Origin of the sequence: Aggregatimonas sangjinii, assembly GCF_005943945.1 — a bacterium.
GTDB lineage: Bacteria > Bacteroidota > Bacteroidia > Flavobacteriales > Flavobacteriaceae > Pelagihabitans > Pelagihabitans sangjinii.
Genome location: NZ_CP040710.1, coordinates 857,581 through 873,497, shown reverse-complemented (window position 1 = coordinate 873,497; position 15,917 = coordinate 857,581). Strand labels below are relative to the sequence as shown.

The 15,917-nt window shown below is 50.6% G+C and carries 2 protein-coding genes; both read right to left on the bottom strand.

What is annotated here, in order from left to right:
• Position 1: 1 nt before the first annotated feature.
• Entirely contained in the window at positions 2 to 2,011 is a 2,010-nt protein-coding gene (locus FGM00_RS03625) for a T9SS type B sorting domain-containing protein (RefSeq protein WP_317130251.1), read from the bottom strand.
• A 28-nt stretch (positions 2,012 to 2,039) separates the two neighbouring features.
• Positions 2,040 to 15,209, bottom strand: coding sequence for a hypothetical protein (locus FGM00_RS03620; RefSeq protein ID WP_138851596.1), 13,170 nt, complete (start codon positions 15,207 to 15,209; stop codon positions 2,040 to 2,042).
• Positions 15,210 to 15,917 lie beyond the last annotated feature (708 nt).

Sequence of the window (15,917 nt, the reverse complement as noted above, 5' to 3'; positions counted from 1 at the left end):
ATTATCGGTTTATATATAGATATCCTGTTCGGGTCTTTTTCTCGTCTAAATTATTGGTATAGTCGAGTATGTAGAAGTAGGTACCAACAGGAAGTTTTCGGTCCGCATTGACCGTGACTCGACCTTCGGAAGTTCCATCAAAAACGTTCCCTTCAGTATTGTAGGCATTCGTAGAGTACACCAATACACCCCATCTGTTGTAAATTTTTATGGTATTTTCAGGGAAAGCTTCCAGCCCCGTAATGGTAAGTACATCATGAACACCATCACCGTTCGGGGTAACAACGTTAAATATCTCGATCTCATCTTCTGTGGCGTTCGGTTGCAAGTACTCTGGTATTCCATCTGCATTAGAGTCATCATTGGCATAATTACGGTCGCTGTTCAAATCTTCTCCGATAGTGTCGATTCCATCATTATCGTCATCAATATCCCTATAATCCGATTCGTTATCTCCGTCTGTATTTGGCAGATCATTGAATGGATCGTCAATTTCATCATTGATGTCAATATCGATTGCTACCGATCCTTCATAACCATCATCAAGACCATCGTCATCCTTATCAGAGCCTATAAAAACAACGTCAGGAATACCGTCTTGGTTGTGGTCATGGCCCTCAATGCTATCCAAAACATTGTCGTTGTCACTGTCCTCATCCAAGTAATCAGGTAAAAGATCACCATCGGTATCTATCGGGAAAATACCTAGTCTACCGGGGCCTTCGTAAATGTCGTCGAGTCCGTTACCGTTGGCATCTACGCCACTAGGGGCGATATAACCGGATGTGGTCTGTGCTTCGACATTATCCGGAATACCGTCATTGTCACTATCAATATCCAGATAATCGGGATATCCATCAAAATCGGAGTCAGTGGCGTCGGTAGCCGGATCGTTGTCGTTATCAAGGTTCAAATCCTCGAAACTGTCTAAAATCCCGTCATTATCCGAATCCAAAATCAAAGAGTCCGTAACTACAACGAAAACAGTTGCGGTACTACAGTTGCCCGAGGTATCGCAAATGGTGTACGTAAAATTATCGGCACCTATAAAACTACTGTTCGGTGTATAGGTAACGTTATCGTCCGAGGGGTCTGTTGGGGTTCCGTTATCATTAAGAATAACTCTACCATTGGTAGGGTCTGTCAGTGTTATTGTGCCGGAATTGGGAATGTCGTTGTCATTGGCCAAAATATCGATGGTCACAGGAGTATTCTCTGTTGTTGCCACAGCATCATCAATAGCATCAACAATCGGTAGCACTGTAATGTTGACCGTTGCCGTACTACAATCGCCGAAGGTGTTACAGATAGTATAATCAAAAGCATCCAGACCGTTGTAATCGGGGTTCGGTATATAGGTCACGATATCATCGTTCGGATTATTTGGGGTGCCATTGTTACCGACATTTACGGAACCGTTGGTCGGATTAGTGGTTGTCAAAGTTCCACTAATGGGTAAATCGGAATCGTTGGCATAGATATCTACGATAATGGATACGTCTTCGTCAGTAGTGACAAAATCATCGACCAAGTTGGCCGATTCGTCGATACAAACTACCGTGAAATTGGGTAGACTAAAGTTATTTCCAGCTTTGACCACGGTTGGCGTATAGCGTACGACGGACTGTGTCGCAATAACCGTAGGATTGGTCTGATCTCCGGTAACCGCCGGACTCCAACTTACGGTTGCACCACTTGGCACGTTTGCACGAATATCCATAGTCACTTCATTGAAAGGAGCGTTACAATTCGTCACGATAAAATAGCCCGTTGCATTTTTTCCACAGAGGGTACCATCGTAGACCGCAAAAAAGACTCCTTGTTGATTCACCTCCAGAAAGAAATCAGTACTTAAAACCGTATTGGTATCAGTTGCGTTGTACCAGCGATAGTTGGTCTCGTCACCACCATTAGGAGCCTGCAACAGATACTGCGCGTTGGATGCAACAATCCCCAGCATTGTAAAGACAAGACTGAGGAATACTGATTTATATGTTTGGTTGAATTTCAATCTGGTTTGGTTACTTTTTAATTGGAAATTATTTTACTACGAATACCACATTTATGAGGGAGTTATAATCCGCTGGGGCGCCGATTATATCGTATGTCATAATTCCATTGGCATCAACACTCACGTTGTCAAAAACGGAAGTATCAAAAAGTGTTACATAGTACCACAATTCGTCTGCCTGATAATTTGGTACGGCCGCTGGGGCACCTGTACTCGCAACTGCCGGAGTGGCATATTGCGTGATATACTGATCGTGCAGATCAATGGTTTCACCAGTAATCGTCGTACCGCTATAAGCTGAGACATCTACAGCGATAGAAGGCGGATAGAATACCCTGGCCGCTTTCGATGTAATCGGTGCGATAGCCTGAATTACTTCCTCCACGGTTGTCTCATTAGTTCCATTCACTTCATAAGGATCTGAAGAGTTGATACCACTTTGAACGAGGGTACCGTCACCATCGACATTTATAGGAGTTCTCAACTGTACCTCGTCGTCAAATTGATCATCACTTCCTAAACTTGAGGGGTCTACTTCTATCATATCCCCATCGGTATCCACTCCCAATAAATAGGTCATTGGATTACTAGTGAGGGTCCCAGCTCCATACCTGTCAAATCGAACCATACCAGGAGTTTCCGACTGTGGGCTAATACGCATGTAAGATTGACCGTCGGTAAAGAAAGTGATTTCATCACCCCCAGAATTAAAATTCCCGTCGTTTCCTATGATAATACCGGTTCCCGCACCTCCTTTTTCATCAACAGCCTCAATAGCCTGAGCATACACCCAGCCTGTCTCGACAGCCCCATTGGCTGCTTGATCACTAGCTCCCTGTGCCGTCGAAGCGGTTACATTCCCATCGGCATAGTTTCCAACTCCAATACTATTGGTAGAAGCATCAATAAAGAGCTCTCCACCAAAATCTAGATCGTTGGCGCCCATTGTCACGGTTCTATTTCCCGTAAGGGTCCCGTTGGCCGTATAAATATTGTCAAACGTTTTGGCCGCTAAATCCTCAATGGCCTGTTGCACCGTTGTTTCGTTTACCGAGTCTCCATCCACATCGACAGGACCGTTTAAAAGTACTTCGGTAGCATCCTGAATCTCATTGGTCGAATCGTTATCGTTGTCCGCTACGGAAATCGTACCTCCACCGTCTGAAAGTGTGACATCAGTACCCGACTGGGACAGCGTCTGTAATTCGTTTGTCGAATCGTTGTCGTTGTTCGCAGGGAAAGTGACCGATAGATCGAAATCGTCGCCCGTTCGTACAACATCAACTGAACCGTCACCAGATGCGACCGTCTGAATCTCGTTGCTGGAATCGTTATCGTTATCTGCAACGGAAATGGTACCTCCACCATCACTAAGCGTTACATCGGTACCCGACTGGGACAGTGTCTGCAATTCGTTCGTCGCATCGTTGTCGTTGTTCGCAGGGAAAGTGACCGATAGATCGAAATCGTCGCCCGTTCGTACAACATCAACTGAACCGTCGCCAGATGCGACCGTCTGGATCTCGTTGCTGGAATCGTTATCGTTGTCCGCTACGGAAATGGTACCGCCACCATCGCTAAGCGTTACATCGGTACCCGACTGGGACAGTGTCTGCAATTCGTTCGTCGCATCGTTGTCGTTGTTCGCAGGGAAAGTGACCGATAGATCGAAATCGTCGCCCGTTCGTACAACATCAACTGAACCATCGCCAGATGCGACCGTCTGAATCTCGTTGCTGGAATCGTTATCATTATCCGCTACGGAAATAGTGCCGCCACCATCGCTGAGGGTTACATCGGTACCCGACTGAGACAGTGTCTGCAATTCGTTTGTCGAATTTGAATCGGCATCGCGAATGTCTATCGTCGTATTGTTTCCATCGTTAATTTCAATACGAACCTGCTCATTCGGCACCATAATAGTATGACTTAAATCTTGGTCATCAGAGCCAATACTTGACAAAGGCACATTAAAGGAGTTTCCTCCGTCCGTAATTCTTAGGTTAGTTCCTACCACTCCAAAAGCAGTGTTGTACTCATTGCCGGAATCATTATCGTTATCCGCTACGGAAATCGTACCTCCACCGTCTGAAAGTGTGACATCCGTACCCGACTGGGACAGTGTCTGCAATTCGTTCGTTGCATCGTTGTCGTTGTTAGTAGGGAAGGTTACCGATAGGTCGAAATCATCGCCTGTTCGTACCACAGCCACGGATCCGTCGCCGGAAGCGACCGTCTGTATCTCATTGCTAGAATCGTTGTCGTTATCCGCTACTGAAATCGTACCTCCACCGTCTGAAAGTGTGACATCCGTACCCGACTGGGACAGCGTCTGAAGTTCGTTGGTTGGGTCGTTGTCGTTGTTCGCGGGGAAGGTGACCGATAGATCGAAATCATCGCCTGTTCGTACAACGCCTACCGAACCGTCGCCGGAAGCGACCGTCTGGATCTCGTTGGTCGGATCGTTGTCCGCATCGTCCACGTTATCGGTTCCGTCATTGTCAACGGTTACCGTTCCGCCGTTCACGTCGGTGATGGTAGTCGTACCGTCGCCGTTGTCTGTTACATCGGTTATTTCATTGGTCGAATCGTTGTCGTTATCCGCTACCGAAATGGTACCTCCACCGTCACTAAGGGTCACGTCAGTACCCGACTGGGACAGCGTCTGCAATTCGTTCGTAGAATCGTTGTCGTTGTTCGCTGGGAAGGTCACCGATAGGTCGAAGTCGTCGCCCGTTCTTACAACCCCTACCGAACCGTCGCCGGAAGCGACTGTTTGGATTTCATTGCTGGAATCGTTGTCGTTATCCGCTACCGAAATGGTACCGCCGCCGTCGCTAAGGGTTACGTCCGTACCTATTTGGGATAGGATCTGAATCTCGTTCGTAGGATCGTTGTCGTTGTTCGCGGGGAAGGTCACCGATAGATCGAAATCATCGCCTGTTCGTACAACACCTACCGAACCGTCGCCGGAAGCGACCGTCTGGATCTCGTTGGTCGGATCGTTGTCCGCATCGTCCACATTGTCCGTCCCGTCGTTGTCCACGGTTACTGTACCGCCGTTTACGTCGGTGATGGTAGTCGTACCGTCACCGTTATCGCTGACATCCGTTATTTCGTTCGTGGGATCGTTGTCCGCATCGTCCACGTTATCGGTACCGTCGTTGTCCACGGTTACCGTACCGCCGTTCACGTCGGTGATGGTAGTCGTACCGTCGCCGTTATCGGTCACGTCGGTTATCTCATTGGTCGAATCGTTGTCGTTATCCGCTACCGAAATGGTACCTCCACCGTCGCTAAGGGTCACGTCAGTACCCGACTGGGACAGCGTCTGCAATTCGTTCGTAGGATCGTTGTCGTTGTTCGCGGGGAAGGTCACCGATAGGTCGAAGTCGTCGCCCGTTCGTACAACCCCTACCGAACCGTCGCCGGAAGCGACCGTCTGGATCTCGTTCGCGGGATCGTTGTCCGCATCGTCAACGTTATCCGTACCGTCGTTGTCAACGGTTACCGTGCCGCCGTTTACGTCGGTGATGGTTGTGGTGCCGTCTCCGTTGTCGGTAACATCGGTTATTTCATTAGTAGAATCGTTGTCGTTATCCGCTACCGAAATGGTACCTCCACCGTCGCTAAGGGTCACGTCAGTACCCGATTGGGACAGTGTCTGAAATTCGTTGGTTGGGTCATTATCGTTGTTCGCAGGGAAGGTCACTGATAGGTCGAAGTCGTCGCCCGTTCGTACAACCCCTACCGAACCGTCACCTGAAGCGACCGTCTGGATCTCGTTGGTCGGATCATTGTCCGCATCGTCAACATTATCGGTACCGTCGTTGTCGACCGTTACCGTACCACCGTTAACGTCCGTGATGGTGGTAGTGCCGTCACCGTTATCGCTGACATTCGTAATCTCATTTGTAGGATCGTTATCGGCATCGTCGACATTATCGGTACCGTCATTATCGACCGTTACCGTTCCTCCGTTTACGTCCGTGATGGTAGTTGTTCCGTCACCGTTGTCGGTCACATCCGTGATTTCGTTCGTGGGATCGTTATCGGCATCGTCAACATTATCGGTACCGTCATTATCGACCGTTACCGTTCCTCCGTTTACGTCCGTGATGGTAGTCGTACCGTCGCCGTTATCGGTCACGTCGGTTATTTCGTTGGTCGAATCGTTGTCGTTATCCGCTACCGAAATGGTACCTCCACCGTCGCTAAGGGTCACGTCAGTACCCGACTGGGACAGCGTCTGCAATTCGTTCGTAGGATCGTTGTCGTTGTTCGCAGGGAAGGTGACCGATAGGTCGAAATCGTCGCCCGTTCGTACAACCCCTACCGAACCGTCGCCGGAAGCGACCGTCTGGATTTCGTTGGTCGGATCGTTGTCCGCATCGTCCACGTTATCCGTTCCATCGTTGTCCACGGTTACCGTTCCGCCGTTTACGTCGGTGATGGTCGTAGTGCCGTCACCGTTGTCCGTTACATCGGTAATCTCGTTGGTCGGATCGTTGTCGGCATCGTCGACATTATCGGTACCGTCATTATCGACCGTTACCGTTCCTCCGTTTACGTCCGTGATGGTAGTTGTTCCGTCACCGTTGTCGGTCACATCGGTTATTTCATTGGTAGAATCGTTGTCGTTATCCGCTACCGAAATGGTACCTCCACCGTCGCTAAGGGTCACGTCAGTGCCCGACTGGGACAGTGTCTGAAATTCGTTGGTTGGGTCATTATCGTTGTTCGCAGGGAAGGTGACCGATAAATCGAAATCGTCGCCCGTTCGTACAACCCCTACCGAACCGTCGCCGGAAGCGACCGTCTGGATCTCGTTGGTCGGATCATTGTCCGCATCGTCAACGTTATCCGTACCGTCGTTATCTACCGTTACCGTGCCGCCATCCGCTAAGGTTATGGTACTAGTTCCATCGCCGTTGTCGGTCACTATAGATGCCTGAAAAGTGACATCTACCCCATTTTCATTCCTATAGGTAAAACTCCCGTCACTATTATCCGTCAAAGTGGTAATGGTCTCCGATATGGTTACAGACGCGACGTTCAGATATAATGCTCCGTCGCTACCAAACCCTATGTCATTGTTGCCATCGGTGCTGATAAGGTTTACGGATTCCGTTCCTCCCCCATCGGTAATCTCAAGACTACCATCGGTGATACCGCTACCGGTATTAAATTCATTCGTAGGATCATTATCGGCATCGTCAACATTATCGGTACCGTCGTTGTCGACCGTTACCGTACCACCGTTAACGTCCGTGATGGTGGTAGTGCCGTCACCGTTATCGCTGACATTCGTAATCTCATTTGTAGGATCGTTATCGGCATCGTCGACATTATCGGTACCGTCATTATCGACCGTTACCGTTCCTCCGTTTACGTCCGTGATGGTAGTTGTTCCGTCACCGTTGTCGGTCACATCCGTGATTTCGTTCGTGGGATCGTTATCGGCATCGTCAACATTATCGGTACCGTCATTATCGACCGTTACCGTTCCTCCGTTTACGTCCGTGATGGTAGTTGTTCCGTCACCGTTGTCGGTCACATCCGTGATTTCGTTGGTAGGATCGTTATCCGCATCGTCCACGTTATCCGTCCCGTCGTTGTCAACAGTTACCGTGCCGCCGTTCACGTCCGTGATGGTAGTCGTTCCATCTCCGTTATCGGTCACGTCGGTAATCTCGTTGGTCGGATCGTTGTCCGCATCGTCCACATTGTCCGTACCGTCGTTGTCAACGGTTACCGTGCCGCCGTTCACGTCGGTGATGGTCGTGGTGCCGTCACCGTTGTCGGTCACATCCGTGATTTCGTTGGTAGGATCGTTATCCGCATCATCGACGTTATCCGTCCCGTCATTGTCAACGGTTACCGTACCGCCGTTTACGTCGGTAATGGTCGTAGTGCCGTCACCGTTATCGCTAACATCGGTAATCTCGTTGGTCGGATCGTTATCGGCATCGTCGACATTGTCCGTACCGTCGTTGTCGACCGTTACCGTGCCGCCGTTAACGTCGGTGATGGTAGTCGTACCGTCGCCGTTGTCGGTCACGTCGGTTATCTCGTTGGTCGAATCGTTGTCGTTGTCCGCTACCGAAATCGTACCACCACCGTCGCTAAGGGTCACGTCAGTGCCCGATTGGGATAGCGTCTGCAATTCGTTTGTAGGATCGTTGTCGTTGTTCGCGGGGAAGGTGACCGATAAATCGAAATCATCGCCTGTTCGTACAACACCTACCGAACCGTCGCCGGAAGCGACCGTCTGGATCTCGTTGGTCGGATCGTTATCGGCATCGTCCACGTTATCGGTTCCGTCATTGTCAACGGTTACCGTGCCGCCGTTTACGTCGGTGATGGTAGTCGTACCGTCGCCGTTATCGCTTACAGCCGTTATTTCGTTCGTAGGATCATTATCCGCATCGTCCACATTGTCCGTCCCGTCATTGTCAACGGTTACCGTACCGCCGTTTACGTCGGTGATGGTTGTCGTTCCATCTCCGTTGTCGGTCACATCCGTGATTTCGTTCGCAGGATCGTTATCCGCATCGTCCACGTTATCCGTCCCGTCATTGTCAACGGTTACCGTACCGCCGTTTACGTCGGTGATGGTGGTAGTGCCGTCGCCGTTGTCGGTCACGTCGGTTATCTCGTTGGTAGGATCGTTATCCGCATCGTCCACGTTATCGGTTCCGTCGTTATCGACCGTTACCGTACCACCGTCAGCCAAGGTCACCGTACTTGTACCATCACCATTATCGGTCACCGTAGACGCCTGAAAGGTAACATCTACCCCATTTTCATTTCTATAGGTAAAACTTCCATCGCCATTATCCGTCAAAGTGGTAATGGTCTCCGATATGGTTACAGAAGCTACATTTAGATATAATGCGCCATCGGCTCCAAATCCGATGTCGTTATTTCCATCGGTACTGATAAGGTTTACGGATTCTGTTCCTCCTCCATCGGTAATCTCAAGACTACCATCGGTGATACCGCTACCGGTATTGAATTCATTCGTAGGGTCGTTGTCCGCATCGTCGACATTATCGGTGCCGTCGTTGTCTACGGTTACCGTTCCTCCGTTTACGTCCGTGATAGTAGTTGTTCCGTCACCGTTGTCGCTGACATCCGTTATTTCGTTGGTAGAATCGTTATCGGCATCGTCCACGTTATCCGTTCCATCGTTGTCGACCGTTACCGTACCACCGTTTACGTCGGTGATGGTAGTCGTACCGTCGCCGTTATCGCTAACATCGGTAATCTCGTTGGTCGGATCGTTATCGGCATCGTCCACATTGTCCGTACCGTCATTGTCAACGGTAACCGTTCCGCCGTTAACGTCGGTAATGGTCGTAGTGCCGTCACCGTTGTCTGTTACATCGGTAATTTCGTTTGTAGAATCGTTGTCGTTATCCGCTACCGAAATGGTACCTCCACCGTCGCTAAGCGTTACGTCCGTACCCGACTGGGACAGTGTCTGGATTTCATTGGTAGGATCGTTGTCGTTGTTCGCAGGAAAGGTCACCGATAAATCGAAATTATCGCCCGTTCGTACCACACCTACCGAACCGTCGCCGGAAGCGACCGTCTGGATCTCGTTGGTCGGATCGTTGTCCGCATCGTCCACGTTATCCGTCCCGTCATTGTCAACGGTTACCGTTCCGCCGTTCACGTCGGTAATGGTCGTAGTTCCGTCGCCGTTATCGCTAACATCGGTAATCTCGTTGGTCGGATCGTTATCCGCATCATCCACGTTATCCGTTCCGTCGTTGTCTACGGTTACCGTTCCTCCGTTTACGTCCGTGATAGTAGTTGTTCCGTCACCGTTGTCGCTGACATCCGTTATTTCGTTGGTAGGATCGTTATCGGCATCGTCCACGTTATCCGTTCCGTCGTTGTCTACGGTTACCGTTCCTCCGTTTACGTCCGTGATAGTAGTTGTTCCGTCACCGTTGTCGCTGACATCCGTTATTTCGTTGGTAGGATCGTTATCGGCATCGTCCACGTTATCCGTTCCATCGTTGTCGACCGTTACCGTACCACCGTCGGCCAAGGTTATGGTACTTGTTCCATCGCCATTATCGGTAACGGTAGATGCCTGAAAGGTAACATCCACACTATCCTCATTCCTGTAGGTAAAACTTCCATCGCCGTTATCAGCTAAAGTTGTTATAGTTTCCGATATGGTTACAGAAGCGACGTTCAGATATAATGCACCGTCGGCGCCAAATCCGATGTCGTTGTTGCCATCGGTACTGATAAGGTTTACGGATTCCGTTCCTCCCCCATCGGTAATCTCAAGACTACCATCGGTGATTCCGCTACCGGTATTGAATTCATTCGTAGGGTCGTTATCGGCATCGTCAACATTATCGGTACCATCGTTGTCGACAGTCACCGTACCGCCGTTCACGTCCGTGATGGTAGTCGTTCCGTCGCCGTTATCGCTAACATCGGTAATCTCGTTGGTCGGATCGTTGTCCGCATCGTCCACATTATCCGTTCCGTCGTTGTCGACCGTTACTGTTCCGCCGTTTACGTCCGTGATGGTCGTAGTGCCGTCGCCGTTGTCTGTTACATCGGTAATCTCGTTCGTAGGGTCGTTGTCCGCATCGTCCACGTTATCCGTTCCATCGTTGTCCACGGTTATCGTACCGCCGTTTACGTCCGTGATGGTCGTCGTTCCATCTCCGTTATCGGTCACGTCGGTAATCTCGTTGGTCGGATCGTTGTCCGCATCGTCCACATTATCGGTTCCGTCGTTGTCGACCGTTACCGTTCCGCCGTCCGCCAAGGTTATGGTACTTGTACCATCGCCGTTATCGGTCACTGTAGACGCCTGGAAGGTGACATCCACACTGTCCTCGTTCCTATAGGTAAAACTTCCGTCTCCGTTGTCGGTTAATGTGGTTACTGTATTATTCGTATCAACGGTTACCGAAGTACCGCTGTCATCGGTGATCGTAAAGGTGCCGTCACCGTTGTCAACTACCGTCGATCGGGTAATGTCGAAAGTGGTAGGCGTACCGTCCTCACTGGTATAGGTATAGGTGCCGTCGCCGTTATCGTCTAGGGTGGTTACCGTTTCGGTGATCGCCGCTAGATCCTCGATGGCCTCTTGGACCGTAGTTTCGTTGTTCCCATCACCGTCAACATCCACGGCAGCGTTCAGACTGACCTCGGTCGCGTCCTGATCATCGGTTCCTACGAAGGTGGTCGGCGTACCGTCCTCACTGGTATAAGTGAACGTACCGTCGCCGTTATCAGCCAAGGTCGTTACCGTATTGTTCGTATCCACTGTTACCGAAGTACCGCTGTCATCGGTGATGGTAAAGGTACCGTCACCGTTGTCAACTACCGTCGATCTGGTAATGTCGAAAGTGGTCGGCGTACCGTCCTCACTGGTATAGGTATAGGTGCCGTCGCCGTTATCGTTCAGGGTCGTTACCGTTTCGGAAACAGTCACTGCCGCCACGTTTAGGTAGAGGCCGCCATCGGTTCCAACTATAATATCATTGTCGGCATCACCGCTTATCAAAGTAATGGTTACTGGTGTACCTGTTTCATCTGTATAGGTAAACGTTGCATTTCCATTATCTACTAAAGTAGAAATAGAGGTGTCGGAAATAATTGTATCCGTACCACTAGCATCCGTAAAAGTATATGTACCGTCACCGTTGTCCGTAAGGGATACCGTGCCAGCGGCCGCATTGATCTCGTCGATCGCAGCCTGAACGTCCGTGGCCGTTAGCCCAGAGGTGGTATTGTCATAGGGGTTAGAACTCGCGTTCGTATCGATGGTCCATACGTTGCCCGCCTCATCGGTATAGGTATAGACGCCGTTCACCGGGGCGCTCAAGGTAGAGAGCGAGGTGTCCGCGATGGTGGTGGTATTTCCGCCGGCATCCGTAAAGTCGTAGGTGCCGTCGCCGTTGTCCTGTAGGGATACCGTTCCGGCCGCAGCGTTGATCTCGTCGATGGCCTCCTGTACGTTTACCGCCGTCAATCCCGAAACCGTATTGTCGTAAGGATTGCTTGATGCATTGGTGTCGATCGTTTGGGTATTGCCCGCCTCATCCGTATAGGTATAGACGCCGTTTACTGGGGCACTTAGGGTGGAGAGCGAGGTGTCCGCAATGGTCGTGGTATTCCCGCCCGCATCCGTAAAGTCATAGGTGCCGTCGCCGTTGTCGACCAGCTCCACAGTTCCCGCCGCCGCATTGATCTCGTCGATGGCCTCCTGTACGTTCACCGCCGTAAGGCCGGAGACCGTGTTGTCATATGGATTGCTAGATGCATTGGTATCTATCGTTTGGGTATTGCCAGCCTCATCGGTATAGGTGTATACGCCGTTCACCGGGGCGCTTAGGGTGGAGAGCGAGGTGTCCGCGATGGTGGTGGTATTTCCGCCCGCATCCGTAAAGTCGTAGGTGCCGTCGCCGTTGTCCGTAAGGGACACCGTGCCGGCCGCTGCGTTGATCTCGTCGATGGCTGCCTGTACGTTCACCGCCGTCAGGCCGGAGACCGTATTGTCGTAAGGGTTGCTCGATGCATTGGTGTCGATCGTTTGGGTATTGCCAGCCTCATCGGTATAGGTATAGACGCCGTTCACCGGGGCGCTTAGGGTGGAGAGCGAGGTGTCCGCGATGGTGGTGGTATTTCCGCCCGCATCCGTAAAGTCATAGGTGCCGTCACCGTTGTCCGTAAGGGACACCGTGCCAGCGGCCGCATTGATCTCGTCGATGGCCTCCTGTACGTTTACCGCAGTGAGGCCGGAGACCGTATTATCGTAAGGGTTGGTGCTCGCATTTGTATCGATCGTTTGGGTATTGCCCGCCTCATCGGTATAGGTATAGACGCCGTTCACCGGTGCGCTCAGTGTCGAGAGCGAGGTGTCCGCGATGGTGGTGGTGTTGCCGCCCGCATCCGTGAAATCATAGGTACCGTCGCCGTTGTCCGTAAGGGATACCGTTCCCGCCGCAGCGTTGATCTCGTCGATGGCCTCCTGTACGTTCACCGCCGTAAGGCCGGAGACCGTATTGTCATAGGGGTTGCTCGATGCATTGGTGTCGATCGTTTGGGTATTGCCCGCCTCATCGGTATAGGTATAGACGCCGTTCACCGGGGCGCTCAGGGTGGAGAGCGAGGTGTCCGCGATGGTGGTGGTGTTGCCGCCCGCATCCGTGAAATCATAGGTACCGTCGCCGTTGTCCGTAAGGGATACCGTTCCCGCCGCAGCGTTGATCTCGTCGATGGCCTCCTGTACGTTCACCGCCGTAAGGCCGGAGACCGTATTGTCATAGGGGTTGCTCGATGCATTGGTGTCGATCGTTTGGGTATTGCCCGCCTCATCCGTATAGGTATAGACCCCGTTCACAGGGGCGCTCAGGGTGGAGAGCGAGGTGTCCGCTATCGTCGTGGTATTCCCGCCCGCATCCGTGAAATCATAGGTACCGTCACCGTTGTCCGTAAGGGATACCGTTCCCGCCGCAGCGTTGATCTCGTCGATGGCCTCCTGTACGTTCACCGCCGTAAGGCCGGAGACCGTATTGTCGTAAGGGTTGCTCGATGCATTGGTGTCGATCGTTTGGGTATTGCCAGCCTCATCGGTATAGGTATAGACGCCGTTCACCGGGGCGCTTAGGGTGGAGAGCGAGGTGTCCGCGATGGTGGTGGTATTTCCGCCCGCATCCGTAAAGTCATAGGTGCCGTCACCGTTGTCCGTAAGGGACACCGTGCCAGCGGCCGCATTGATCTCGTCGATGGCCTCCTGTACGTTTACCGCAGTGAGGCCGGAGACCGTATTATCGTAAGGGTTGGTGCTCGCATTTGTATCGATCGTTTGGGTATTGCCCGCCTCATCGGTATAGGTATAGACGCCGTTCACCGGTGCGCTCAGTGTCGAGAGCGAGGTGTCCGCGATGGTGGTGGTGTTGCCGCCCGCATCCGTGAAATCATAGGTACCGTCGCCGTTGTCCGTAAGGGATACCGTTCCCGCCGCAGCGTTGATCTCGTCGATGGCCTCCTGTACGTTCACCGCCGTAAGGCCGGAGACCGTATTGTCATAGGGGTTGCTCGATGCATTGGTGTCGATCGTTTGGGTATTGCCCGCCTCATCGGTATAGGTATAGACGCCGTTCACCGGGGCGCTCAGGGTCGAGAGCGAGGTGTCCGCGATGGTGGTGGTGTTGCCGCCCGCATCGGTAAAATCATAGGTGCCGTCGCCGTTGTCCGTAAGGGATACGGTGCCGGCCGCCGCGTTGATCTCGTCGATGGCCTCCTGTACGTTCACCGCCGTCAGGCCCGAAATCGTGTTGTCGTAGGGGTTGGTGCTCGCGTTCGTGTCGATGGTCTGTACGTTGCCGGCCTCGTCGGTATAGGTGTATACGCCGTTCACAGGGGCGCTCAGGGTCGAGAGCGAGGTGTCCGTGATGGTGGTGGTATTTCCGCCCGCATCCGTGAAATCGTAGGTGCCGTCACCGTTGTCGATGAGCTCGACCGCACTGGCTGCATTGTTGATTTCGTCAATTGCATCTTGCACGTTATTTGCAGATAGACCGGAACCAGAATTATCATACGGATTCGAAGCTGCTTGCGTAAAAATATCTTGAGAGTTACCAGCTTCGTCGGTATACGTATACGAACCATCCCCATTGTTTACTAAAGTCGAAAGTGACGTATCGCTAATCGTCGTTGTTACACCTGCCGCATTGGTAAACTCATAGATTCCACCACCAAGGTCGACCAAACTCACCGTACCAGCAGCCGCATTGATCTCATCAATTGCGTCTTGCACATTGCCCGCCGTCAGGCCAGAAGTTGAATTATCATAATTTACATCAGCCGCTGTTTGATTTAGAGAAGACAAATCTACCGTAACCGTATTTCCATTCTCGATTTCTAATGAAAGCTGATTGGTCAACGTATCAAAAGTGAAGTTTTGTAATTGCTGATCGTCCGAGGAAGTCAGTTCCCATGTACCACCAGCAGTCCAATAATAAATGGTTCCCGTATTGGTGTTTACATAGATATCACCAACATCAGCGCCCGCCGGAGTGGTCATACCCGGAGCAGTCACATCGGGCCCGCTAAGCACCTCACAATTACATTGGTCTTCTAAAGTGACCGTAGTTTGCGCAAATGCAAACGCCGATATTAGAAAAGCAACAAATACGATTAATTTTTTCATGGTGGTTACTTTACTTTGTACTTTCTTGAATATTGCCTCTCTTGAGCGTTCTCATATTGCTACTATCGAGAAAGGAGGACTTCTTAATTCGCTATTTTCTAAAGACTGAAAACTTGATCGAGCTTGTTCCGGTTTGAACAAGCGTGGTGGAGATACACAGGCATTTTTTTGCCGTGGTACGCCATTTGGTCTTTCCATACGGAAATGATGTTAAGCTCGGTTAAGTTGTTCATTCTTTGGGTCGCAATAAATGAACCTCTACAATTATGGTTCATTTACACTTTACAAAATTAACCCTAAGCCTTCCATAGGAAAATAATTGTTGTGTAACGTGAAATTTGTACTGTATAAGTACTAAAAGATGAGGTTTCCTACTTCTAAATTCACTAAATCGGGTCTCGTCATTGGTCGATAAGTTGCATAAAACCAAGGTGTTCGGGAATTCATAAAAAATTTGATTCAACGTCTGAGAAGCCATTTTGATGACCAAAAAAGAGGTTTCGAAATCTCATTAAAAGTTTTTTTATCAAAATATGGAGCATTTTGAAATAACAAGAGCGGTACTCCTTTTTCCATATCATTTTACCACTTCAAAAGATATTTTTCGAAAGAAATTATAAACTACCTTGGGGCGTTTTCACCTATGTATTTGAAAAAAAAAACCGATTTTTTTTAGGTCTTTCCATATAATGCCAATTTTGTGATTTC